The following is a 25,307-nucleotide window of genomic DNA, read 5'->3' as shown; positions in this document are numbered from 1 at the left end:
CCTACCCACCCTGCCCACGCCAAACCCAGCTTCAGCGAACGCCTGCTGGCCGGCTATGCGCGCAACCTGCGCCGTGCCCTCGCGCACCAACGCAGCATGGCCGCGATCTTCGTGGTAACCCTGGCCCTGGCGGTGGTCGGCTATGTGTTCATTCCCAAGGGATTCTTCCCGGTGCAGGACACCGGTTTCGTGCTCGGCACCAGCGAAGCGGCGGCCGATGTGTCGTACAAGGACATGGTCGCCAAGCACAAGGCCCTGGCCGAGATCGTCAAGGCCGACCCGGCGGTGCAGGCGTTTTCCCATTCGGTGGGCGTTACCGGCAGCAACCAGACCATCGCCAACGGCCGCTTCTGGATCGCCTTGAAAGACCGCAGTGAGCGCGATGTGTCCGCCAGCCAGTTCATCGACCGCATCCGCCCGCAGTTGGCGAAGGTGCCGGGCATCGTGCTGTACCTGCGCGCCGGCCAGGACATCAACCTGAGCTCCGGCCCCAGCCGCGCCCAGTACCAATACGTGCTCAAGAGCAACGATGGCCCGACGCTGAACACCTGGACCCAGCGCCTCACCGAAAAACTGCGCGCCAACCCGGCGTTTCGCGACCTGTCCAACGACCTGCAACTGGGCGGCAGCATCACCCATATCAGCATCGACCGTCAGGCCGCCGCGCGCTTCGGGCTGACCGCCACCGATGTCGACCAGGCTTTGTACGATGCCTTCGGCCAGCGCCAGATCAACGAGTTCCAGACCGAGATCAACCAGTACCAAGTGATACTTGAACTGGACAGCCAACAGCGCGGCAAGGCCGAAAGCCTCGACTATTTTTACCTGCGCTCGCCACTGACCAATGAAATGGTGCCGCTGTCGGCCTTGGCCAAAGTCGACCCGCCCACAGTCGGGCCGTTGTCCATCAGCCATGACGGCATGTTCCCCGCCGCCAACCTGTCATTCAACCTCGCGCCCGGCGTGGCCCTGGGCGACGCAGTGATCATGCTCGACCAGGCCAAGAACGAAATCGGGATGCCGAGCACAATCATCGGCAACTTCCAGGGTGCGGCCCAGGCGTTCCAGAGCTCGCTGGCCAGCCAACCCTGGCTGATCCTCGCGGCGCTGGTGGCGGTCTACATTATCCTGGGTGTGCTGTATGAGAGTTTTGTGCACCCGCTGACGATCATTTCCACCCTGCCCTCGGCGGGCCTCGGTGCGCTGATCATGCTGTGGCTGCTGGGCCAAGACTTTTCGATCATGGCCTTGATCGGCCTGGTGCTGCTGATCGGCATCGTGAAGAAAAACGGTATCTTGATGATCGACTTCGCCCTGGAGGCGCAGCGGGTACGCGGGCTGTCACCCGAAGATGCGATTTATGAAGCCTGCGTCACGCGGTTCCGGCCGATCATCATGACCACCCTTGCTGCGTTGCTCGGCGCGGTGCCGTTGATGCTCGGCGCAGGCCCTGGGGCGGAACTGCGCCAGCCGCTGGGCATCGCGGTGGTCGGTGGCTTGCTGGTGAGCCAGGCGCTGACGCTGTTCACCACTCCGGTCATATACTTGTACCTCGAACGGCTTTTCCACAGGCCCAAACCAGCGCTGGCGCTGGCGACCACACACTGAGGCGGTCATGCGCGTCCTGATTATTGAAGATGAAGAAAAAACCGCAGACTACCTGCACCGCGGCCTGACGGAGCAAGGCTATACCGTCGACGTGGCACGTGAAGGCGTCGAGGGTCTGCACCTGGCGCTGGAGAATGAGTACGCGGTGATCGTGCTCGATGTGATGTTGCCCGGCCTGGACGGCTTTGGCGTATTGCGAGCGTTGCGCGCCCGCAAGCAGACGCCGGTGATCATGCTCACCGCCCGCGAGCGCGTGGAAGACCGTATCCGCGGCCTGCGCGAAGGCGCCGATGATTACCTGGGCAAGCCGTTTTCGTTCCTGGAACTGGTGGCCCGCCTGCAAGCCCTGACCCGCCGCAGCGGCGGCCATGAACCGGTGCAGGTCACCGTCGCCGACCTGTGGATCGACCTGATCAGCCGCAAGGCCAGCCGCAACGGTGTACGCCTGGACCTGACCGCCAAGGAGTTCTCGCTACTCAGCGTATTGGCGCGGCGCCAGGGCGAGATCCTGTCCAAGACTGCAATTGCCGAGATGGTCTGGGACATCAATTTCGACAGCGATGCCAACGTGGTGGAAGTGGCGATCAAACGTCTGCGCGCCAAGCTCGACGGACCGTTCGAACACAAGCTGCTGCACACCATTCGTGGCATGGGCTATGTGCTGGAGAATCGCATGCAGGAAAACCACAGTGGTCGCTAATTCCATCGCCCTGCGCCTGAGTGGCATGTTCACCCTGGTGGCGCTGCTGATCTTTCTGTTGATCGGCGGCGCGCTGTACCAGCAGGTCGACCGTGGCCTGGGGTTGTTGCCAGGTGCCGAGCTGGATGCGCGCTACAGCGTGCTGGAGTCGTCGATCAATCGCTTCGGCACGCCGGAGCACTGGGCCAAGATCAGGTCCAAGCTCAAGCTGTTGGGGGAAGAAGACAAGCGCATCCGTTTCTGGGTGGTCAGCAGCGACCCGAGCTACGAATACGGTGAGCCGGATGCGCAGATTCATGCCTTTGCCGAGGGCGCCACGGGTAAGCGCGACCTGCGCCTGCCGGGTCACGATTATCCCTTCAAGGTGCTGGTCAGCCAGTTTGCAGCCAAGGAACAGCGCCCGGCGCTGCGCTTCATGATTGCCATCGACACGGAGAACTTCCGCGCCACCCAGCATCACTTGCTGGTGGCATTGGTCAGCCTGGCGCTGGTCGGTGTGGTACTGGCGGCACTGTTGGGGTTCTGGGTCGCGCGTATCGGCCTCAAGCCCCTGGGCAAACTCTCGGATGAGGCGCAAAAGCTTGCACCGCCGAAACTCTCCGGGCGCCTGCACCTGTCGCCGCTGCCGCCGGAATTGAGCCAGTTCGTCAATTCGTTCAACGCCACCCTCGACCGTGTCGAGCAGGCGTATTCGCGCCTGGAATCGTTCAACGCCGACGTCGCCCATGAACTGCGTTCGCCGCTCACCAACCTGATCGGCCAGACTCAGGTGGCCCTCACTCGCGGTCGGTCGGCGGAGCAATATTTCGAGGTGCTGCAATCGAACCTGGAAGAACTGGAACGGCTGCGCTCGATCATCAATGACATGCTGTTCCTCGCCAGCGCCGACCAGGGCAGCAAGGCCACCAAGCTGATCGAAAGTGCCCTGGCCGATGAAGTGGCCACCACCCTCGACTACCTGGACTTCATCCTCGAAGACGCCCAGGTCGAAGTGCGCGTGCACGGCGATGCCGTGGTACAGATCGAAAAGGCCCACCTGCGTCGCGCACTGATCAACCTGCTGAGCAATGCCGTGCAACACACCGCGCCGGGGCACATCATCGACGTGCACATTGAAGTGCAGGCACACCAGGTGGCGATTGGCGTGACCAACCCCGGCGAGGTCATTGCCAGCGAACACTTGCCACGCCTGTTTGAACGTTTCTACCGCGTGGATGCATCGCGCAGCAACAGCGGCGCCAATCACGGATTGGGGCTGGCCATCGTCAAGGCGATTGCGTTGATGCATGGGGGGGATGTGTTTGTGCGTAGTGAAGGCGGTGGCAATACGTTTGGTATCACCCTGCCGATCTAAACAACTCGGTCAAAATGTGGGAGCTGGCTTGCCTGCGATAGCATCACCACGGTAGGCCTGGCATACCGAGGTGTCTGCATCGCAGGCAAGCCAGCTCCCACAGAAGATCCCATGGCCCTCACTGTTGCGATTTGGGCAATAGTTATTATCTTGTTACACTCTGTATCGCACCGCTCTCCTGCGTTACTTTGACGCATCGATGAGCGCGACGGCAAAGACAGCTGACCACTCACCCGAATTTCCCTCGACTTATTTCCAGGGCTCTACACTGGGAATCTGTCTTAAAGCCGCTGACTTCAGCGGCTTTTTTTTGCCGTGAAAAAAGGCCGGGCACACCCCACGACACTGGCCGTTCATGATTGACCAAAGGAGCTCCACCGGTGAAGAACTCGCTGACGTTCACCCCGTTATTCCTCACAATCGCAGCAACGATCATCCCGCTTGCCCACGCGGCAGACGCACCGCCCGTCGAAGGCTTTGTCGAGGGTTCACACCTCACGATCAACACCCGCAACTACTACATGAACCGCGACCGGCGCGACATCCACACCGATGACAGCAAGGAATGGGGCCAGGGCTTTATCGGGACCTTCGAATCCGGCTACACCCAGGGCACCGTCGGCTTCGGCCTGGACGTCAATGCCATGCTCGGCCTCAAGCTCGACGGCGGTGGTGGTACGGATGGTTCCAGCATCCTTCCGTACGGCAGCGGCAACGGCAAAGCGCCGGGTTCGTTCTCGACGGCTGGCGGCACCTTGAAGCTGCGCGCCTTCGACACCGAACTGAAAGCCGGCGACCTGTTCCTCAACAACCCAGTGATCGCCGGCGGCATGACGCGCATGTTGCCGCAGACTTTCCGTGGCGTGAGCCTGACCAACCACAGCTTTGACGGCTGGATGATCGAAGGTGGCCAGGCCAGTTTCACCAAGCTCTACAACCAGAGCGGCCATCGGCGCATCGGCACCAGCTACGGCACGCTGCCCGCCAACACCGACAGCCAGCACCTGGACTGGGCTGGCGTATCGTTCAGCGGGATCGAGGGGCTGACCAGCAACCTGTACGCCTCCGAACTCAAGGACGTCTGGCACCAGTATTACTACGACCTGGAATACACCTACGCCCTGAACGACCTGGTCAGCCTGACCCCCGGCCTGCACTACTACCATACCCAGGACACCGGCCAATCGCTGCTGGGGGATATCGACAACAACACCTACAGCCTGCATTTCACCGTGGGCGTGGGCAACCACAGCGTCACGGCGACTTATCAGCGGGTCAATGGCAACACGCCGTTCGACTACATCACCCAGGGCGACAGCGTGTACCTGGACAACTCCCAGCAGTACTCGGATTTCAACGGGCCCAATGAGCGCTCCTGGAAGCTCAAGTACGCCTACGACTTTGCCGGCCTCGGCGTGCCCGGCCTGACGTCCGCCGTGTCCTACATCAGCGGCAAGACCGACCTGACCAAGGTCGACCCCAACAGTCGCGGCTACAGCAACTGGTACAGCGCCGATGGCAAGGATGCCAAGCACTGGGAGCGCGATATCGACCTGAAATATGTGGTGCAGGGCGGCAAGGCCAAGGACTTGGCCGTGCGCCTGCAATGGGCGACCAATCGCGGCGGCAATGGCTACTCGGCGGTGGACCGGGATGTGGATGAATACCGCGTGATCGTGGACTACCCGATCAACGTGTTCTGAGTACAGGTAGGAGCGAGCTTGCTCGCGAAAAACGTTAACGATAACGCGTGCTTCCTGAATAAACGCGGCGTCTGTGAGTTTTTCGCGAGCAAGCTCGCTCCTACAGCCATATTTAAGAGTTGCTACTACGCTAAGGGCATTCTCAACGCAGAAGTGTGCCCGATGAGTTCAAGCCCTACCCGCCCCAACCGCCGCCCGGAGCGCCTGCTGATCCTGGGGAGTACGCTCACAGTGTTGCTGATCGTGGGGGTCGTCACTGCGCTGCTGATTCGTGAACATGCCAACACCCTGCAGACGGCCAAGCGCACCGCCAATACCATCACTCAATTGATCGACGCGGACGTGCTGCGCAATGTCGAACTTTACGACATGGCCCTCAAAGGCTTGATCAGCGCCACCGAGCGCACCGACCTGCAAGACGTTTCAGAGAGCATCAGGCACTTGGTGCTGTTTGATCGTTCCGCAGCGGCGCCCTACAAGGGCGATATCCTGCTGTTGGACCCGGCCGGCGAGGTGATTGCCGATTCGTCCCTGCTCACGCCAAAGCTGGGTAACTTTGCCGATCGGGACTATTTTCAGGCGCACCGCACCAACCCCGACCTGGGCTTGTATATCAGCCGCCCGTTCATGGCGCGCTGCCAGTGTGCCGACCCCTGGCGCATCGCGTTCAGCCGTCGCGTTTCGTCACCGGATGGGCGTTTTCTGGGAGTGGCGGTCGCGTCCATGCGCCTGTCGTACTTTCATCAGTTGTTCAGCAGCTTGAACATCGGCAGCAACAGCACCATCAACCTGCTCAACCACCAAGGCATCCTGCTGGCGCAAGAGCCTCTGCTGGAAGCAGATATCGTCGACAAGGACCTGAGCCAGCGCCCGAATGTGGCGCGCATGCTGCGCGAACGGGACGGCAGCTTCCAAAGTATCTCCAGTGTCGATCGCCAGGCACGGCTCTACAGTTTTTCGAATGTGGGCAACTTGCCGCTGATCGTGGCGGTGGCCTTGTCCAGCGATGAAATGTTCGCACCCTGGCGGCGTGCGGCGTGGCTGGTCAGCATCGCGACCGGAGTGTTGTGCGTGGGCCTGTTGTGGCTGACTTGGGCACTGTGCATGGAGTTGCGCCGCCGCCATCGGGCTGAACAGGTGCTGTCAGAACTGGCAGCCACCGACGCCCTTACCGGCCTGGCCAACCGTCGCACGCTGGACGAACGCTTGCGGCTGGAATGGGACCGGGCACAACGCTCCACCGAGTCGTTGAGCGTACTGATGATCGATGTGGACCACTTCAAGGCCTTCAACGACCGCCATGGTCACCAGGGCGGCGATGAGGCGTTGCGTGCAGTCGCGCATGTGATCGCCAGCCATATCCGCCGCCCTGCCGACCTGGCGGCGCGTTATGGCGGTGAAGAGTTCGCGGTGGTGCTGCCCAATACCGACGCCAAGGGCGCGTGGGTGATCGCCGAGCATATCCGCAAGGGGGTCCAGCACTTGCCGAGAGTGGCCGGGGATGAGCAACCGATCACCGTAAGCATCGGCCTGAGTACCTGGCAGAAGCACAGCCGTATTTCCCTTGAAGACCTGCTGCTCAAGGCTGACCAGGCGTTGTATCAGGCCAAGCACAGCGGCCGTAACCGGATAGTGGATGTTTCAAAAACCTCAAACTGATGAGGTCAGGTGTGGGAGCTGGCTTGCCTGCGATGGCGGTGGGTCAGCTACCTATAAGCTAACTGGCAGGCCGCTATCGCAGGCAAGCCAGCTCCCACATTTGAATCTTCGCCGGGCATAAAAAAAGGCCACCCGAAGGCAGCCTTTCAAAACTAAAGAAAGAGAGTTGTTACTTACACCGCCGCAACGGGACGCATGTAAGAGATCGGTGCGGTGCTGGCATCTTCGAAGGTCACGACTTCCCAAGCGTCTGTCTGCTCAATCAACTTGCGCAGCAGCTGGTTGTTAAGGGCGTGGCCCGACTTGAAGCCTTTGAACTCGCCTATCAGGCTATTGCCCAGCAGGTAGAGGTCACCGATTGCATCGAGGATCTTGTGCTTCACGAATTCGTCTTCATAGCGAAGGCCGTCTTCGTTCAGTACACCATCCGCGTCGACCACAATGGCATTTTCCACGCTGCCGCCGAGTGCGAGGTTGTGCTTGCGCAGGTACTCGATGTCACTCATGAAACCAAAGGTGCGGGCGCGGCTGACTTCTTTTACGAACGAAGTGCTGGAAAAATCCACGCTTGCACTTTGGGTGCGGTCACGGAATACCGGGTGATCGAAATCGATCTCAAAGCTCACTTTAAAGCCTTCGAACGGGACGAAGGTGGCGCGCTTGTCGCCGTCTTCTACTGTCACTTCCCGCAGAATGCGAATGAACTTCTTGGCTGCGTCCTGTTCTTCCAGGCCGGCAGATTGAATCAAGAATACGAAGGGGCCAGCGCTGCCATCCATGATCGGGACTTCGGACGCGGAGAGCTCGACGTAGGCGTTATCGATGCCCAGGCCAGCCATGGCCGAGAGCAAGTGCTCCACCGTGTCCACTTTGACGTCACCGTTGACCAATGTGGTCGACATAGTGGTTTCGCCAACGTTTTCCGCGCGAGCAGGAATCTGCACCACAGGGTCCAGGTCGGCACGCACAAACACGATGCCGGTGTCGACAGGTGCAGGCTTGAGGGTCAGGTATACCTTCTCCCCGGAGTGCAGACCTACACCTGTGGCACGAATAATATTCTTCAGGGTGCGTTGTTTAATCATGGCTTGGACCGCTTCAGCGCAAATTGCGAACTGGTATCAACAAAGGCTGGCGATAATAGCAGACCAGACCTTTGCTGAACACCAATCACCTTCATAGCCCTGATACATTCCATTAATCGGCCTGACGACGCAGGAATGCCGGGATGTCCAGGTAGTCCAGGTCATCTTGCGGATTCGGGCTACGGGACGCCGCAGCACCGGCCTGAGCCTGGTTGCGCATCACGGTCGGACGGTCCAGGTCACGGTAGTTGACCGACGGCAGTTCCTGGCGAGCAGGGGCTGGAGCGGCAGCTGCCTGGCTGGCCTGGCTGGTGTGCAGGGTGTTGTCGATGACCTTCACAGGCTTCTCGATTTTCGCACCCAGGCCGGTAGCAACCACGGTTACATGCAGCTCATCGCGCATGTCCGGATCGATAACGGTACCGACTTTGACCATGGCGTGCTCGGAAGCGAAGGCTTCGATGATGCTACCCACGTCGGAGTACTCACCCAGGGACAGGTCGGGACCGGCGGTGATGTTCACCAGGATGCCGCGTGCGCCTTGCAGGTTCACGTCTTCGAGCAACGGGTTGCGGATGGCCGCTTCGGTGGCTTCGCGTGCACGGTTCGGACCGCTGGCGCAGCCAGTGCCCATCATCGCCATGCCCATTTCGCTCATGACAGTACGTACGTCGGCAAAGTCGACGTTGATCATGCCTGGGCGCTTGATGATGTCGGAGATACCGCGAACGGCACCGGCCAGTACATCGTCAGCCTTGGCGAAGGCGGACAGCAGGCTGGCATCCTTGCCCAGGATGGTCAGCAATTTCTCGTTGGGGATGGTGATCAACGAGTCGACGCTTTCAGACAGCAGACGGATACCTTCGTCGGCGATCTGCATGCGCTTGCGGCCTTCGAACGGGAACGGACGCGTCACGACAGCAACGGTCAGAATCCCCATTTCCTTGGCCACTTCGGCAATGATCGGGGCCGCACCGGTACCGGTACCGCCGCCCATGCCAGTGGTGATGAACACCATGTTGGTGCCTTGCAGCACTTCGGCAATACGCTCGCGGTCTTCCAGGGCGGCTTGACGGCCAACTTCCGGATTGGCGCCAGCGCCGAGGCCTTTGGTCACCGCGGTGCCCAATTGCAGGATGGTCCGGGCGCCGATGCTTTTGAGCGCCTGGGCATCAGTGTTGGCGCAGATGAACTCAACGCCTTCAATGTTGCTCTTGACCATGTGGTTGACAGCGTTGCCGCCGCCACCGCCGACACCGATTACTTTGATAACCGGGCTAGCGGGGATGTTGTCTACGAGTTCGAACATGTTCCCTCTCCTTTCATTTTCTCTAGTTTTTTCGCCTACTGCTTATTGCGGGTGTTGCGGTGTCGCGGTAAATCTTTAGAAATTGCCTTTTACCCAAGCCTGCAGCCGCTCGAACAATGGCGCTTTCGCCTCGTCGTCGCTGCGGTAGCTGTCACGGATGCTCGGGCCCGACAGGGAAATGCCGTCGGTCTGCTTTTGCAGCCCGTACAACAGCAAGCCCACACCGGTGGAATAAATCGGGTTACGCACCACGTCGCCCAGGCCCTTCACGCCATGGGGCACGCCCAGGCGCACCGGCATGTGGAAGATCTCTTCGGCCAATTCGACCGCGCCTTCCATCTTCGAGGTGCCACCGGTCAGCACGATGCCGGCCGGGATCAAATCTTCGTAGCCGCTGCGGCGCAGTTCAGCCTGGATCAGGGTGAACAGTTCGTCGTAACGTGGCTCGACCACTTCGGCCAGGGCCTGGCGCGACAGCTCGCGAGGTGGACGATCACCCACGCTTGGCACCTTGATGGTCTCGCCGGCACCGGCCAGCTTGGCCAGGGCGCAGGCGTAGCGGATCTTGATTTCTTCGGCGTACTGGGTCGGTGTGCGCAGCGCCATGGCGATGTCGTTGGTGACCTGGTCGCCGGCAATCGGGATCACGGCGGTGTGACGGATCGCACCCTCGGTGAAGATCGCGATGTCGGTGGTGCCGCCGCCAATGTCCACCAGGCACACGCCCAGTTCTTTTTCGTCGTCGGTCAGGACCGAGTAGGCCGAGGCCAACTGCTCGAGAATGATGTCGTCGATTTCCAGGCCGCAGCGGCGCACGCATTTTTCAATGTTCTGTGCGGCGTTGACGGCGCAGGTCACCACGTGGACCTTGGCTTCCAGGCGAACGCCCGACATGCCCAGGGGCTCGCGCACGCCTTCCTGGTTGTCGATCACGTAGTCCTGCGGCAGGGTGTGCAGCACGCGCTGGTCCGCCGGGATCGCCACGGCCTGGGCAGCGTCGAGGACGCGCTCAAGGTCGGCCGAGCTGACTTCACGGTCGCGGATCGCCACGATGCCGTGGGAGTTCAGGCTGCGGATGTGGTTGCCAGCCACGCCGACGAACGCCGAGTGAATCCGGCAACCGGCCATCAGCTGCGCTTCTTCGATGGCGCGCTGGATCGATTGCACGGTGGACTCGATGTTCACCACCACGCCCTTCTTCAGGCCCCGGGACGGATGCGTGCCAATACCGACGATTTCGATCGCGCCGTCTTCCCCGACCTCGCCCACCAGCGCCACCACCTTGGAGGTGCCGATATCGAGACCGACGATCATTTTGCCGCTTTGCACGTTTGCCATGGGTCCTGCCTCTTCTTAATTCTTCGCGACAGCGGGTTGTGCTGCCGTGGGCGCAGCCGGTGTACGCCAGCCGACGGCCAGGCCGTTGGCGTAACGCAGGTCGACGCTCGCAATGTTCGTAATCTGTTCTTTCAAGGTTTTTTCATAGATGGCAATAAAGCGGCGCATCTTTTCCACCAAGCGGTCGCGTCCCAGCAACAACTCGATGCCCGGGCCGGAACTGCCTGCCCCGGTCGTCAAAAACCAGCTGCCCCGCTCACGCAATTCCAGGCGTGCAATGGAGAAGCCCAGTGGCCGCAGCATCTGGCTCAAGGCCTGGTACTGCTGCATCACTTGCTGCTGCGCCCGCTGCGGCCCGAACAGCTGCGGCAGGTGTTCATAGTTGGCCAGCTCACGCGGAGTGAACGCCTGGCCCTGGTTGTTCAACAGCGCTTCATCGCCCCAACGGGCCACGGGCAGTTGTTCTTCCAGGCGAATCGTGACCTGGTCCGGCCATACTCGGCGAACTTCGGCGTGGGCGATCCACGGCATCTGTTCCAGCTCCGAGCGCATGCCGGCCAGGTCGATGGTAAAGAAGCTCGCCGCCAGGTATGGGCCGATGCGCTGCTGTACCGCTTGCTGGCTGATGTAGCTCAAGTCGCCCTGCACGCTGATCTTGGTGATCGGCCGGTCGGCATACGGCAACAGACGCTGCGCGCCTTCGTACGTGCCAAAGCCCAGCACCACCAGCAGCACCGGCCAGAACAGCGCCTTGATAAAACCAAAGTTGGCTTTTGGCAGGCGCGCCGACATCGGCTCTTTAGCCACCATTCGGCTTGCACCCCGTGGCACCGGCTTGCGGCTCGGTGCTCGTGGGGGCTGATGACGAAGCGATGCGCCGTTCATGTGTTTAGCCTCTTGGCTCAATGCTGTCGGCCAGGATCGCCAGCACTAACTGCTGGAAATCCAGACCGGCGGCACGGGCTGCCATGGGAACCAGGCTGTGGTCGGTCATGCCCGGTGCGGTGTTGACTTCAAGGAACCAGAAATTCCCTTGGTCATCCTGCATCACGTCTGCCCGCGCCCAACCGGCGATACCCAGCGCCTCACAGGCTTTCGCCGTGAGGTCCATCAATTCCTGTTCCTTGGTTGCTTCGAGCCCACACGGGATCCGGTACTGAGTATCGGAAGCCAGGTACTTGGCGTCGTAGTCATAAAAGGTGTGGGGCGTGCCCAAAGCGATGGGCGGCAATACCTGTCCACGCAGGGTGGCGATGGTGTACTCGGGACCGGAAATCCACTGTTCCACCAACACTTGCGAATCGTAGGTACTTGCCGCTTTCCATGCGTCGATCAATTCGGCGGCCGAGTTCACTTTGGCCATGCCGATACTGGAGCCTTCATGGGCTGGTTTGACGATCAAAGGCAGGCCCAGTTCCTTGGCCGCAGAAATACAATCGTCTTCACTGCACAGTACGGCGTGACGTGGGGTCGGAATGCCCAGGCTGTGCCACACCTGCTTGGTGCGCAACTTGTCCATCGCCAAGGCCGACGCGAGGATGCCGCTGCCGGTGTAAGGGATGCCGGCGCATTCGAGCAGGCCCTGCATGCTGCCGTCTTCACCGCCGCGGCCGTGAAGAATGAGAAAGGCACGGTCGATCTTCTCGGCCTGCAGGCGGGCAAGGAAGTCATCGCCCACATCGATACCGAACGCGTTCACGCCAGCACTTTGCAGCGCCTCAAGCACCGCATTGCCGGACTTGAGCGACACTTCGCGCTCGGCGCTCTTGCCGCCGAACAACACGGCCACGCGACCGAAGTCGGCAGGCGCAAGGGTGGAAAACAGGGAGCCGTAATCAGTGGTCATTTCGACTTCCCCTTGGCGGCGGCTGCAAACAGCGGGCTCGCCAGCAATTTGGGCGCAAGGCCACCGATATCACCGGCCCCCTGGCACAGCAGGATGTCACCAGCACGCAACAGCGGCTTGACGATAGGCGCCAGGTCCACACCACGCTCGATGTAGATCGGGTCCAACTGGCCGCGCTGGCGGATGCTGTTGCACAGCTTGCGGCTGTCAGCGCCCGGGATCGGTTCTTCACCGGCCGGGTAGACTTCCATCAGCAGCAGCACGTTGGCATCGGCCAGTACATTGACGAAATCGTCGTACAGGTCGCGGGTGCGGCTGTAGCGGTGCGGCTGGTACACCATCACCAGCCGGCGCTCCGGCCAGCCGCCGCGCACGGCCTTGATAACCGCCGCAACTTCGGTCGGGTGGTGGCCGTAGTCGTCCACCAGCATCACGTCACCACCTTCAACCGGCAGTTGGCCGTAGACCTGGAAGCGACGGCCCACACCGGCAAAGCGCGACAGGCCCTCGACGATGGCTTCATCGCTGACGCCTTCATCGGTGGCAATGCAGATGGTCGCCAAAGAGTTCAGCACGTTGTGGTTGCCCGGCATGTTCACCGACACGTCCAGCGGCTCGCGATCGGGGCGCAGCACGGTGAAGAAGGTTTGCATGCCTTCCTGGCGCACATTGATTGCGCGCACGTCGGCGTCTTCGCTGAAGCCGTAGGTCACGGTAGGGCGTTTGACCTGGGGCAGGATTTCACGCACCACCGGGTCGTCCAGGCACACCACCGCCAACCCGTAGAACGGCAGGTTGTGCAGGAAGTCGACGAAGGTTTTCTTCAACTTGTTGAAGTCGCCGTCGTAGGTCGCCATGTGGTCTTCGTCGATGTTGGTGACGACGGCGACCAGCGGTTGCAAGTGCAGGAAGCTCGCGTCACTTTCATCGGCTTCGGCGATCAGGTAGCGGCTGGTACCCAGTTGGGCATTGGTGCCAGCTGCATTCAGGCGGCCACCGATGACGAAGGTCGGGTCCAGGCCACCGGCGGCGAACACCGAGGCGATCAGGCTGGTGGTGGTGGTCTTGCCATGGGTACCGGCCACGGCGATGCCGTGGCGATAGCGCATCAGCTCGGCAAGCATCTCGGCACGCGGTACCACAGGGATACGGCGCTCAAGGGCGGTGGCCACTTCCGGGTTGGACGTGTTCACGGCGCTGGACACCACCAGCACGTCAGCCTCGGCGGCGTTCTCGGCACGGTGGCCGATGAAGATCTGTGCGCCAAAGGACTTCAGGCGCTCGGTGACCGGCGACTCTTTCAAGTCCGAGCCGGACACCTGGTAGCCCAGGTTCAGCAACACTTCGGCAATCCCGCACATGCCCACGCCACCGATACCGACGAAGTGAATACGACGGATGCGGCGCATCTCGGGTTGCGGCATGGCTTTCTGATTCTCAACCATGGGCCACCTCCAGGCAGATATCGACCACGGTGCGGGTTGCGTCAGGTTTGGCCAGGCGGCTTGCGGTGCTCGCCATGCTGTTGAGTCGTTCCGGTTGCATCAAAACCTCGGTCAGGCGTGCGGCCAAATCGGCGGCGCCAGTCGTTCTTTGCGGCAGCAGGAAGGCAGCGCCCTCCCCGGCCAAATATTCGGCGTTACGGGTCTGGTGATCGTCGATGGCATGGGGCAAAGGCACCAGCAAGGACGGCAGACCGGCGGCCGCCAGTTCACTGACGGTCAGCGCACCAGCGCGGCAGACCACCAGGTCGGCCCAGCCATAGGCTTGGGCCATGTCTTTGATGAAGGGCTGTACATCGGCCTCTACACCGGCCTCGCGATAACGCGCGGCGGTGACTTCATCGTGGTTCTTGCCGGCCTGGTGGAAGATCTCCGGGCGCACATCCTCAGGAAGTTGCGCAACGGCTTCAGGCAGCAATTTATTCAGTGGCTCGGCACCCAGGCTTCCGCCCAGGATCAGCAGGTGAGCCTTGCGCCCCGCCAGCGCGTCACGCGCAATGGCCATGAACAGCTCGGTACGCACCGGGTTACCGGTGGTGCGAAGCTTGTCGGAGGCGGCGAAGGTTTTCGGAAAGGCTTCACACACCCGCGCGGCCAATGGCACCAGCAGGCGGTTGGCGGTACCGGCGACGGCGTTCTGTTCATGGACGATCACCGGCACGCCCGCGAGTTTCGCCGCAACGCCACCAGGGCCGGTCACATAACCACCAAAGCCAAGCACACACACCGGCTTCAACTCGCGAATGATCTTGCGCGCCTGCATGACCGCCTTGAGCAACACGAACGGCGCCTTGAGCAATGACAACTTGCTCTTGCCGCGCAACCCGGTGACGTTGATCAAATGCAGCGGCAAACCGGCATTGGGCACCAATTCGTTTTCGATGCCACGGGGCGTACCCAGCCAGTGCACGGTGTAGCCACGGTTCTGGAATTCACGGGCGCAGGCCAGGGCCGGGAACACATGCCCCCCGGTACCGCCCGCCATGATCAGCACGTTAGCGCCCATGGGTCGGCTCCTCGGCGAAGTCGCTCTCGCTGAACTCCATCTCTTCGCTGCCCAGGTGGGTGCGACTCTCCCACTCGATACGCAGCAACAACCCGAGACAGGCGCAGCAAATCACCAACGAGCTGCCGCCGTAACTGAGGAACGGCAAGGTCAAGCCCTTGGTCGGCAGCAGGCCGACGTTCACACCGATGTTGATCAGGAACTGGCCGATCCACAGGAAGGCCAATCCATAGGCAACGTAGGCGGCGAAGAACTGCTTGGCCTTCTCTGCCCACAAGCCGATGTACATGGCGCGCACGCAGACGAATACAAACAATGCCACGGTGCACAGCGAACCCACCACACCCAACTCTTCGGCCAATACCGAGAACACGAAGTCGGTGTGGGCTTCCGGCAGGTAGAACTGCTTCTGCACACTGTTGCCCAGGCCCACACCCAGCCACTCGCCGCGACCGAAGGCAATCAGCGCCTGGGTCAACTGGTAGCCGGAGCCGAACTGGTCGGACCAGGGGTCGGTAAAAGTAATCAGACGCGCCATCCGGTAGGGTTGCGCCTGCACCAGGATGGTCACGGCCGCGACTGCCAGCACCACCATCAAGGTGAAGCGGAACAGCCCGACCCCACCCAGGAACAGCATGGCCGCCGCAGCGCCCATCATGACCACCGTGGCGCCGAAGTCGGGCTCCATCAGCAGCAGGCCAGCCATGGGCAGCAGCACGATGAACGGCTTGAAGAAGCCCATCCAGCTTTCGCGTACTTCTTTCTGACGGCGCACCAGGTAACCGGCGAGGTAGATCACCACGAACACCTTGGCGATTTCCGAAGGCTGCACGTTGAACGCGCCGAAGCCGATCCAGCGCATCGAACCGTTCACCTCGCGGCCGATGCCGGGCACGATCACCATGACCAGCAAGCCGAACGCACCGATCAGCATCAGCCAACCCAGACGCTGCCAGGTGGCAATCGGAATCATCATGGTGACAATGCAGGCGCCCAGGCCGATCACCAGGTACACCAGGTGGCGGATCATCATGTACAGCGTGTTGCCCGACTGCACGGCGGCCACTTCGGAGGACGCTGAAGTGATCATCACCAGGCCCAGGCCGAGCAGCGCCAGGCAACCGGCGAGCATTGGGAAATCAAGGTCAATGCCGCGCCCGGTAATGATCGGCGACGGGTATGGCTTGATGATGTTTCTCAGGTTGAGGCTCATGCCAAAGCCTCCACGGCGCGGGCGAACAGTTGGCCGCGCTCTTCATAGTTCTTGAACATGTCGAAGCTGGCGCAGGCGGGCGACAGCAACACCGCATCGCCAGGCTGGGCCAGGGCTTTGCACTGGGCAATGGCGTCGTTCAGGGAAGCTGCGCGTACTTGCGGTACAGCGTCACCGAGGGCGGCGGCGATCAGGTCCGAATCGCGGCCCATCAGCACCACGGCGCGGCAATGGGCGGCCACTGGCGCTTTAAGGTCCTTGAAGTCGGCACCCTTGCCATCACCACCGGCGATCAGCACCAGCTTGCCGTCGATATCGGCCCCCAGGCCTTCGATGGCCGCCAGGGCTGCACCGACATTGGTGGCTTTGGAGTCGTTGTAATAGCTGACGTCATTGAGGTCGCGCACCCACTGGCAGCGATGCTCAAGCCCGGCAAAGGTGCGCAGGCTCGCGAGCATGGCGTCGAACGGCAGGCCAACCGCGTGACCGAGCGCCAAGGCCGCCAGGGCATTGGACTGGTTGTGTGCGCCACGGATTTTCAGTTCGCGTACCGGCATCAGGTTCTGGAATTCGAACGCCAGGTACTTCTCGCCGTTCTCTTCACGAATGCCGAAGCCTTTGAAGTCCGGTTTGCCCAGGCCGAAGGTCCAGCAGGGCATGCCCTCGCCTATCAGCGGACGGCTCAGGGCATCCTGACGGTTGACGACAAATTGCCTGGCGCCACGGAAGATCCGGTGCTTGGCCAGGTGATAAGCCGGCAGGCCGCTGTAGCGGTCCATATGGTCTTCGCTGACGTTCAATACCGTCGCCACTTCAGCGCCCAGGTCGTGGGTGGTTTCCAGCTGGAAGCTCGACAATTCCATCACGTACAACTCGACGTCGTCGCTGAGCAAATCCAGCGCCGGCACGCCAAGATTGCCGCCGACGGCCACACGCTTGCCCGCCGCAGCCGCCATCTCGCCGACCAGAGTGGTGACGGTGCTTTTCGCATTGGAGCCGCTGATGGCCACGATCGGCGCCTTCGCGTTGCGTGCGAACAGGTCGATATCGCCAGACAGCTTCACGCCACGGGCCGCAGCCGCTTGCAGGGCCGGTGTCGCCAGGGCCAGGCCCGGGCTCACGTAGAGCTCGTCGGCACGGCACAGAAACTCGACATCCAGCTCGCCACAACGCACTTCCACGTGCGGGTAGTCACGGCGCAGCGTGACCAGCTCCGGTGGATTTTCCCGCGTATCGGCCACGGCAAACGACGTGCCCCGGTTCGCCAGGAAGCGAACCAGGGACATGCCGCTCTTGCCGAGGCCGACAACGATGCGGAAGTGGTCTGAAGCGATCAGGGACACTCGTTTCTACCTCAGTTTCAGGGTGGCAAGGCCGACCAGTACCAGAATCACGGTGATGATCCAGAAGCGGACAATCACGCGTGGCTCAGGCCAGCCCTTGAGTTCAAAGTGGTGGTGAATCGGCGCCATGCGGAACACACGACGCCCGGTCAACTTGAAGGACGCCACCTGGATGACCACCGACAGGGTTTCCATCACGAACACACCGCCCATGATGAACAGCACGATTTCCTGGCGAACGATCACCGCGATGGTGCCCAAGGCTGCGCCCAGCGCCAGTGCGCCGACGTCGCCCATGAAGACTTGTGCCGGGTAGGTGTTGAACCACAGGAACCCCAGGCCGGCACCGATCAAGGCGCCGCAGAACACGATCAACTCACCGGCGCCCGGTACATAAGGGATCAGCAGGTATTCAGCGAATTTCACGTTACCGGAGAGGTAGCAGAAGATGCCGAGCGCGCCGCCCACCATCACCGTCGGCATGATCGCCAGGCCGTCGAGGCCATCGGTCAGGTTCACCGCGTTGCTGGAGCCGACGATCACGAAGTAGGTCAGCACCACAAAACCGACACCCAGTGGGATGCTCACATCCTTGAGCATCGGGATAATCAAGGTGGTTTCCACGGCACTTGGCGCGGTGGTGTACAGGAAGATCGCGGCGGCCAGGCCGAACACCGACTGCCAGAAATACTTCCAGCGGCTTGGCAGCCCCTTGGAGTTTTTCTCGATCACTTTGCGGTAGTCATCCACCCAGCCGATGGCACCGAACAGCAGGGTCACCAGCAACACCACCCACACGTAGCGGTTATGCAGGTCGGCCCAGAGCAAGGTGCTGACGCCAATGGACGACAGGATCAGCGCACCGCCCATAGTCGGAGTGCCGGACTTGGACAGGTGCGACTGCGGGCCGTCGTTACGAACCGATTGACCAATTTGCAGGTTCTGCAGGGTGCGGATCATCCACGGCCCCAGGAACAGTGACAAAGACAGCGCGGTCAGCACACCCAGGATCCCGCGCAGGGTCAGGTACTGGAAGACCGCGAAGCCTTTGTGGAACTGTTGCAGATACTCAGCCAGCAGCAGCAGCATTAATGTTTCTCCGTACTTGAGCCACACAAGGCTGCGACGACGTTTTCCATCACCGCGCTGCGCGATCCCTTGATCAAAATGGTTGTGTGTTTGTCATGTTCAGCCGCCGTCAACGCCTGGATCAGCTCGGCCTGGCTTGCGAAATGCCGCGCGCCAGGGCCGAAAGCGTTGACCGCATGGGCCATGTTCGTGCCAACGGCGTAGAGCGCATCCACTTTGCCGGCGGCATAGGCGCCGACTTCACGGTGGCCTTGTTCAGCCCAATCGCCCAACTCGCCGATATCGCCCAGCACCAGCACCTTGCGCCCATCGAAGCCTGTGAGCAGGTCCACAGCGGCATTGATGGAGGACGGGTTGGCGTTATAAGTGTCATCAATCACGCGCATGCCGTTGCCAGCCAGTTGCGCCACAGTGCGGCCCTTGACCGGCTGCACCGCGCCCAGGCCCGTGGCAATGCCGAACAGCGACACGCCCAGGGCATGGGCGGCAGCGGCGGCGGCCAAGGCGTTGGCGACGTTGTGGTTGCCCAGCAGGTTCAACTGCACGTGCTCATCACCTTGCGGGGTGTGCAAGGTGAAGGACGGGCAGCCACGGGCATCGACATTGATGTTGGAGGCGTGGAAATCGGCTGCGGCATTCAGCACTGCAAACGTCAGGACCTTGCGACCGGCGGCGCGTACACGCCAAGTCTCGAAGGCCTTGTCATCCAGGTTCAGTACCGCAGTGCCCGAGGCGTCGAGGCCCTCAAGGATTTCGCCCTTGGCTTCGACGATTTTTTCCGGGCCGCCGAACTCACCGACATGGGCGGTACCGGCGTTGTTGATGATCGCCACGTGAGGCTGGGTCAGCGCCACGGTATAGGCGATTTCGCCGATGCGCGAAGCCCCCAGTTCAATCACTGCCGCCGTGTGTTCCGGGGCCAGTTCGAGCAGGGTCAGCGGTGCGCCGAAATCATTGTTCAGGTTGCCACGGGTCGCGAGTACCGGCCCGCGCGTACGCAAGACGCCAGCAAGCAGTTCCTTGACCGTGGTCTTGCCGCTGGAACCGGTAATGGCCGCCACCGGCTTATCAAAAGCAGCACGGTTAAGCGCACCCAGTTGGCCCAGGGCCAGGCGGGTGTCGGCTACCAGCAATTGCGGCAAGGCAGAATCGGCCACTTCACGCTGCACCAAGGCACCGACGGCACCTTTGGCGGCAACGTCGTTGAGGTAGTCGTGACCATCGAAACGCGGGCCGGCCAGGGCGACAAACAGCTGCCCCGGCTGGATGTTACGACTGTCGATACTGACGCCAGTGAATGTGCAGTCGCTCGACAGCACACGGGCCGACAGGGACTGGGCCAGTTCGCTGAACGTCATCGCCTTAAGCATGGGCGACCTCCCAGGCGGTCAGGGCGTGATCCGCCTCGACCAGATCGGAGAAGGCATGGCGCTCACCGTTGATTTCCTGATAGTCCTCGTGGCCTTTACCCGCGAGCACCACTACGTCGTCCGCGCCGGCACCGGCGATCAACTGGGCAATGGCGGCGCCGCGACCAGCCACAAAAGTGACGTTGGAGGCGTCTTTGAAACCGACACGGATGTCGTCGAAAATCTGGCTCGGGTCTTCGCTGCGCGGGTTATCGTCGGTGACGAGTACGCCATCGGCCAAGCGCTCGACAATTTCGGCCATCAACGGGCGCTTGCCGCGATCGCGATCACCGCCGCAACCGAACAGGCAAAGCAGTTTGCCTTTGGCATGTGGGCGCAGCGCTTCGAGGACTTTTTCCAGGGCGTCCGGAGTATGGGCGTAATCGACCACCACCAGCGGTTGTGTACCGCCACCCAGGCGCTGCATGCGACCAGCCGGGCCTTCCAGCTTTGGCAGTACGCGCAGAATTTCATCCAGGGCATAGTCCAGGCCCAGCAGTGCACCGATAGCGGCGAGCACGTTGCTCAGGTTGAACCGCCCGAGCAAGGTGCTGCGCAAGTGGTGCTCGCCCTGCGGCGTCACCAATGTGGCGCGCACGCCTTCATCATTGAATTGGGCTTCGCGGCAATACAGGTAGGCACTGGCATCTTGCAGGCTATAGCTGATCAGGCGCGCGTCGCTCCCTTCGCCCGCCAGTTGGCGGCCGAATGCGTCGTCGAGGTTGACCACCCGGCACTTCAGGTCATTCCAGGCAAACAGCTTGGCCTTGGCGGCGGCGTACGCCTCCATGGTGCCGTGGTAGTCGAGGTGATCGCGGGACAGGTTGGTCATCACGGCCACGTCAAAAGCCAGTGCGGTGACGCGCCCTTGGTCCAGGCCATGGGAAGACACTTCCATGGCTACCGCCTTGGCACCGGCCTTTTTCAGGTCGGCCAGGGTCGCTTGTACGGCAATCGGGTTTGGCGTGGTGTGCAGGCCGCTTTGCAGCGCGCCATAGAAACCGGTGCCCAGGGTGCCGACGATGCCGCAGTGCTGACCCAGCAGGTCCAAAGCCTGGGCAACCAACTGGGTCACACTGGTCTTGCCGTTGGTGCCAGTCACGCCCACCAGGTTGAGTTGACGGCTCGGGTCACCGTAGAAACGCCCGGCGATGTCGGACAACTGCGCTGCCAGGCCCTTGACCGGAATCAACGGCACATCGGTGATCGGCAGCACGGTGGCGCCTTCCACTTCATAGGCGACCGCAGCCGCACCGCGTTGCAGGGCATCGGCGATATGCGCACGGCCATCGAGCTTGCCGCCAGGTACCGCCAGGAACAGGTCACCGGCGCGTACATTACGGCTATCCAGCGTCAGCTCACGAATAAGCAGATCGTGGCCGGCATGGGCAAAAATCTTGTTCAGGCTAAGAGACATCAGCCGCGCCCTCCATTGGCTTTAACAGCGGCAGCCGGTGGACCAGCGTTGGCTTGTTGCGTCGGCGGCAGGTTGTCCGGCGTGATATTCATCAAGCGCAGGGTGCCGGACATCACTTTGCTGAACACCGGCGCCGAAACCAGGCCACCGAAGTAGCCGGCTTTACTAGGCTCGTCGATGACCACGACGATGGCATAGCGTGGGTCGCTCATCGGGCCGAAGCCGGCGAACAACGAACGGTAGGAGTTTTCGGCATAGCCCTTGGTGCCCACCGAGGTCTTACGCGCCGTACCGGACTTGCCAGCAACGTGGTACGCCGGCACCTGGGCGCGGAATACGCCACGCGGTGCCTCGATCACTTGTTGCAGCATGCCTTGCATGGTCTTGGCGACGTTCTCCGGGATCACTTGGGTGGCTTTTGGCGCTTCGTCGACGTGGATCAGGCTCAGCGGAACCATACGGCCGTTATTGGCCAATACCGAGAACGCGTGGGCCAACTGGATGGCGGTCACCGACAGGCCGTAGCCATAGGAAAGCGTGGCAGTCTCGGCTTTTCTCCACTCGCGGTAGTTCGGCAGGTTACCGACTCGCTCGCCCGGGAAGTCGAGGCCGGTGGGTTGCCCCAGGCCGATCTTTTGCGCCAGGTGATAGATGGTCTCGCCGCCGATATCGAAAGCAACCTTGCTCATGCCGACGTTACTGGAGTTGATCAGGATGCCGGTCAGGTCCAGCACTGGCCCCTCGGTGCGGGACACGTCACGAATGGTGTACTTGCCCAACTGCAAGGTGCCTGGGTAAACCTCGACCTTGTCGCTGGGTTTCCAGCGGCCAGTTTCCAGGGCAGCGCTCATGGAGATGGCTTTCATGGTGGAACCGGGTTCGAACACGTCGATCATCGCGCGGTTACGCATCATCGCCGGCTGCAGGTTGCGGCGGTTGTTCGGGTTGTAGGTGGGCTGGTTGACCATGGCGAGGATCTCGCCAGTCTTCACATCCATGATCACCAGACTGCCGGCCTTGGCGCCGTTCTCGATGATCGCGTTACGCAGTTCGCGGTTGGCCAGGTATTGCAGGCGCAGGTCAATCGACAACGCCAAGGGCTTGCCAGCCTTGGCGTTCTTGGTGACCTGGACGTCCTTGATCAGCCTGCCGCGCCGATCCTTGATGACCTGGCGCTTGCCCGGAACCCCAGCCAGCCATTCGTCATAGGCCAGTTCGACCCCTTCGCGGCCGTGGTCATCGATGTCGGTGAAACCCACCATGTGCGCGGTGGTTTCACCGGCCGGGTAGAAACGCCGAAATTCCTCGATGCCGTAGACGCCGGGAATTTTGAGATCGAGCACTTGCTGGCCTTGCTCAGGGGTAAGCCCACGAACCAGGTAGATGAATTCTTTATTGGCCTGGGCTTCCAGGCGTTCGGTCAAGGCCTTGCGGTCCTGCCCGAGGGCAGCGGCCAGTTCAGGCCACTTGTCCTTGGCAACTTGCAGCTCTTTGGCGTTGGCCCACAGGGTGGTCACCGGGGTACTGACGGCCAGAGGCTCGCCGTTACGGTCGGTGATCAGGCCACGGTGTGCAGGAATCGGGATGTGCCGCAGGCTGCGAGCGTCACCCTGGCCGATCAGGAAGTCGCGGTCGACGACCTGAAGGTCGAAGATGCGCCAGACGATCGCGCCCACCATCAATGCCAGCAAGCCGAGCATCAGGCGAAAGCGCCATGGGTAGAGTGCCCCTTCGAGTTTCATCATGGCGCCACCATGCGAACTTCAGCCGCGCCTGGGATGTGCATCTTCAACTGTTCGGTAGCCAGCACTTCGATACGGCTGTGGGCCGTCCAGGTGCTTTGCTCAAGAATCAACCGGCCCCATTCTGCCTGGGCTTTGTCGCGCACGCTCAATTCCCCGTAAAGGGTATTGAGCAACTGACGGTTCCAGTGGGCGCTGTAGGACACCGCTATCGCGGACACCAGCACGCCGACAAACAGCAGCAACATAAAGAAGCTGCCGCCCGGGAGGGGCTTGGCGAAAAGCTTGCTCACCGCAATTTCTCCGCAACACGCATGACGGCGCTACGGGAACGTGGGTTGGCCTTGAGTTCGGCTTCGGAAGCGAACTGCGCTTTGCCATGGATTTTGATTTTCGGCACGAAGGCTTCGAAACGCACCGGCAGGTTACGCGGCAGGTTATCGGACTCGCCCTTTACCAGACGACGCATGAAGAGTTTGACGATCCGGTCTTCCAGGGAGTGGAAGCTGATCACCACCAGGCGACCGCCCACTTCCAGGGCGTCGAGCGCCGCCTCGAGGCCAGCCTCCAGATCGCCCAATTCGTTATTGACGTGAATGCGCAACCCTTGGAATGCGCGGGTGGCCGGGTTCTTGCCCTTTTCCCAGGCAGGGTTGGCGACCTTGAGCACTTCGGCCAGGTCAGCGGTGCGTTCGAACGGCTGGATTTCGCGGCGCTCGACCACGGCACGCGCCATTCGACCGGCGAAGCGCTCTTCACCGTATTCCTTGAACACACGGGCGATTTCTTCCACCGGCGCGGTGGCGATGAACTGTGCGGCACTGACCCCACGAGTGGGGTCCATACGCATATCGAGGGGGCCGTCGTTCATGAAGCTGAAGCCGCGCTCCGGGTCGTCGAGCTGTGGCGAAGACACGCCCAGGTCGAGCAGAACCCCGGCCACCTTGCCCGCCATACCGCGCTCGCCGACTTCGGCGCCCAGCTCGGCAAAGCTGCGCTGCACAACGACAAAGCGGCCGTCTTCGGCCGCTAGCGCTTGCCCGGTGGCAATCGCTTGAGGGTCTTTGTCGAACCCGAGGAGTTTGCCGTCGGACCCGAGCTGGCTGAGTATCAACCGGCTATGCCCGCCCCTGCCGAATGTGCCATCGACATAGCAGCCATCGGCACGTACGGCGAGAGCCTCAACGGCTTCGTCAAGCAGTACGGTGATGTGGTTAAAGCCGCTATCAATAGTCACAGGATCAAATCACGCAGTTCATCAGGCATGGCGCCCGGTTGTTGAATAGCAGCCAGGTCCGCTGCAGACACAGCATCCCAGGCATCTTCGTCCCACAATTGGAACTTGTTCAGCTGGCCTACCAGCATTGCGCGCTTGTCGAGCCTGGCGTACTCGCGCAGTCGCGGCGGCACCAGGAAACGACCGCTGCCATCGAGCTCAAGGTCGACGGCATTACCGATCAGCAAACGCTGGAGGCGGCGGTTTTCTTCACGCAATGAAGGCAGCGCGCGCAACTTGGTTTCAATCAACTCCCACTCATCGAGAGGGTAAACACATAAACAGGGGTCAACGGCGTCAATCGTGATGATTAACTGCCCTGAACTTCGCGAAATGAGCTCGTCACGATACCGGCTCGGCATGGCGAGACGGCCTTTTGCATCGAGACTGATAGCGTTAGCTCCGCGAAACACAGATGCGTTTCTCCAAATTTTAGCGTTTTACGTTCAAAAAACCCACTTTGTGCCACTTTCCGCCACTTGCGCACACTATAGGAATGCGCCCACCACACCGTCAAGGCGCGTATTCAAGGAAAAGCCTTACAGAACGGAGATTTAGGAGTGCAAAAGGAGGAGAAACGAGAGTTTGGCGATGTTTTTGACTCAACAACGGCAAATGGCTCAGAGAGCTAGAGGCTAAAGTTAAAGTAATTTATTAAGAGTAAGATTTTTTTGGTATTACGAAGATGCATCTGCCAATGATTTGGCA

At 61.3% G+C, this 25,307-nt stretch carries 21 protein-coding genes; 5 read left to right on the top strand and 16 right to left on the bottom strand.

Going from position 1 to position 25,307, the window contains the following annotated elements; all coding sequences use genetic code 11:
* The 5 genes from GIW79_RS02585 to GIW79_RS02565 form a co-directional block, all read left to right on the top strand.
* Positions 1 to 1,608: efflux RND transporter permease subunit (locus tag GIW79_RS02585; protein WP_236477356.1), on the top strand; the 1,608-nt coding region annotated here is incomplete at its 5' end.
* A gap of 7 nt (positions 1,609 to 1,615) precedes the next feature.
* The gene (locus GIW79_RS02580) at positions 1,616 to 2,308 is read left to right on the top strand and encodes a heavy metal response regulator transcription factor (RefSeq protein ID WP_057976884.1); all 693 of its coding nucleotides are present in this window, start codon (positions 1,616 to 1,618) and stop codon (positions 2,306 to 2,308) included.
* Complete coding sequence (locus GIW79_RS02575; protein WP_236453946.1) at positions 2,298 to 3,662, top strand: heavy metal sensor histidine kinase; 1,365 nt, start codon at positions 2,298 to 2,300, stop codon at positions 3,660 to 3,662. Before GIW79_RS02580 ends, GIW79_RS02575 begins: the two co-directional genes overlap by 11 nt.
* A 380-nt stretch (positions 3,663 to 4,042) precedes the next feature.
* Entirely contained in the window at positions 4,043 to 5,365 is a 1,323-nt protein-coding gene (locus GIW79_RS02570; RefSeq protein WP_236453943.1) for an OprD family porin, read from the top strand.
* Between the two features lie 162 nt (positions 5,366 to 5,527).
* On the top strand, positions 5,528 to 7,024 hold the full coding sequence (locus GIW79_RS02565; RefSeq protein ID WP_181123744.1) for a GGDEF domain-containing protein: 1,497 nt from the start codon (positions 5,528 to 5,530) through the stop codon (positions 7,022 to 7,024).
* A gap of 173 nt (positions 7,025 to 7,197) precedes the next feature.
* On the opposite strand, the gene lpxC is transcribed toward GIW79_RS02565, so the two are convergent.
* The 16 genes from lpxC to mraZ all read right to left on the bottom strand — a co-directional run bounded on the left by lpxC (position 7,198) and on the right by mraZ (position 25,012).
* Positions 7,198 to 8,109, bottom strand: coding sequence for a UDP-3-O-acyl-N-acetylglucosamine deacetylase (lpxC, locus tag GIW79_RS02560; RefSeq protein ID WP_003171886.1), 912 nt, complete (start codon positions 8,107 to 8,109; stop codon positions 7,198 to 7,200).
* Between the two features lie 112 nt (positions 8,110 to 8,221).
* Complete coding sequence (gene ftsZ, locus GIW79_RS02555; protein WP_003188685.1) at positions 8,222 to 9,418, bottom strand: cell division protein FtsZ; 1,197 nt, start codon at positions 9,416 to 9,418, stop codon at positions 8,222 to 8,224.
* 75 nt (positions 9,419 to 9,493) lie between these two features.
* The gene (gene ftsA, locus GIW79_RS02550) at positions 9,494 to 10,756 is read right to left on the bottom strand and encodes a cell division protein FtsA (protein ID WP_003188682.1); all 1,263 of its coding nucleotides are present in this window, start codon (positions 10,754 to 10,756) and stop codon (positions 9,494 to 9,496) included.
* 15 nt (positions 10,757 to 10,771) lie between these two features.
* Complete coding sequence (locus GIW79_RS02545; RefSeq protein ID WP_236453936.1) at positions 10,772 to 11,641, bottom strand: cell division protein FtsQ/DivIB; 870 nt, start codon at positions 11,639 to 11,641, stop codon at positions 10,772 to 10,774.
* A gap of 4 nt (positions 11,642 to 11,645) precedes the next feature.
* Positions 11,646 to 12,602 (bottom strand): D-alanine--D-alanine ligase, encoded by a 957-nt coding sequence (locus GIW79_RS02540; protein WP_014716974.1) that lies wholly within the window; start codon positions 12,600 to 12,602, stop codon positions 11,646 to 11,648.
* Positions 12,599 to 14,047: a UDP-N-acetylmuramate--L-alanine ligase gene (murC, locus tag GIW79_RS02535; protein WP_003188677.1), complete on the bottom strand. Its 1,449-nt coding sequence runs from the start codon at positions 14,045 to 14,047 to the stop codon at positions 12,599 to 12,601. Before murC ends, GIW79_RS02540 begins: the two co-directional genes overlap by 4 nt.
* Positions 14,040 to 15,110 (bottom strand): undecaprenyldiphospho-muramoylpentapeptide beta-N-acetylglucosaminyltransferase, encoded by a 1,071-nt coding sequence (gene murG, locus GIW79_RS02530; RefSeq protein WP_236453934.1) that lies wholly within the window; start codon positions 15,108 to 15,110, stop codon positions 14,040 to 14,042. Before murG ends, murC begins: the two co-directional genes overlap by 8 nt.
* Positions 15,100 to 16,323 (bottom strand): putative lipid II flippase FtsW, encoded by a 1,224-nt coding sequence (ftsW, locus tag GIW79_RS02525; protein WP_003188673.1) that lies wholly within the window; start codon positions 16,321 to 16,323, stop codon positions 15,100 to 15,102. Before ftsW ends, murG begins: the two co-directional genes overlap by 11 nt.
* On the bottom strand, positions 16,320 to 17,666 hold the full coding sequence (gene murD, locus GIW79_RS02520; protein WP_197880168.1) for a UDP-N-acetylmuramoyl-L-alanine--D-glutamate ligase: 1,347 nt from the start codon (positions 17,664 to 17,666) through the stop codon (positions 16,320 to 16,322). Before murD ends, ftsW begins: the two co-directional genes overlap by 4 nt.
* Positions 17,667 to 17,672: 6 nt before the next feature.
* A complete protein-coding gene (mraY, locus tag GIW79_RS02515) occupies positions 17,673 to 18,755 on the bottom strand; it encodes a phospho-N-acetylmuramoyl-pentapeptide-transferase (RefSeq protein ID WP_003188670.1) in 1,083 nt (360 codons plus the stop codon).
* The gene (locus GIW79_RS02510; protein ID WP_236453932.1) at positions 18,755 to 20,125 is read right to left on the bottom strand and encodes a UDP-N-acetylmuramoyl-tripeptide--D-alanyl-D-alanine ligase; all 1,371 of its coding nucleotides are present in this window, start codon (positions 20,123 to 20,125) and stop codon (positions 18,755 to 18,757) included. The genes mraY and GIW79_RS02510 overlap by 1 nt, the downstream gene beginning before the upstream one ends.
* Entirely contained in the window at positions 20,118 to 21,581 is a 1,464-nt protein-coding gene (locus GIW79_RS02505) for a UDP-N-acetylmuramoyl-L-alanyl-D-glutamate--2,6-diaminopimelate ligase (protein ID WP_054898899.1), read from the bottom strand. The genes GIW79_RS02510 and GIW79_RS02505 overlap by 8 nt, the downstream gene beginning before the upstream one ends.
* Complete coding sequence (locus GIW79_RS02500; protein ID WP_019816949.1) at positions 21,581 to 23,323, bottom strand: peptidoglycan D,D-transpeptidase FtsI family protein; 1,743 nt, start codon at positions 23,321 to 23,323, stop codon at positions 21,581 to 21,583. Before GIW79_RS02500 ends, GIW79_RS02505 begins: the two co-directional genes overlap by 1 nt.
* Positions 23,323 to 23,616: a cell division protein FtsL gene (gene ftsL, locus GIW79_RS02495; protein ID WP_003188663.1), complete on the bottom strand. Its 294-nt coding sequence runs from the start codon at positions 23,614 to 23,616 to the stop codon at positions 23,323 to 23,325. Before ftsL ends, GIW79_RS02500 begins: the two co-directional genes overlap by 1 nt.
* Positions 23,613 to 24,560, bottom strand: coding sequence for a 16S rRNA (cytosine(1402)-N(4))-methyltransferase RsmH (gene rsmH, locus GIW79_RS02490; protein ID WP_054898900.1), 948 nt, complete (start codon positions 24,558 to 24,560; stop codon positions 23,613 to 23,615). Before rsmH ends, ftsL begins: the two co-directional genes overlap by 4 nt.
* Entirely contained in the window at positions 24,557 to 25,012 is a 456-nt protein-coding gene (gene mraZ, locus GIW79_RS02485) for a division/cell wall cluster transcriptional repressor MraZ (protein WP_004371993.1), read from the bottom strand. The genes rsmH and mraZ overlap by 4 nt, the downstream gene beginning before the upstream one ends.
* Positions 25,013 to 25,307: the final 295 nt, after the last annotated feature.

The sequence above is a fragment of the Pseudomonas sp. PA-7-1E genome (assembly GCF_021605325.1).
Classification (GTDB): Bacteria; Pseudomonadota; Gammaproteobacteria; order Pseudomonadales; family Pseudomonadaceae; genus Aquipseudomonas; species Aquipseudomonas fluorescens_BV.
The sequence above is the reverse complement of the archived record's forward strand: the minus strand, read 5'-3'. Positions and strand labels throughout refer to the sequence as shown.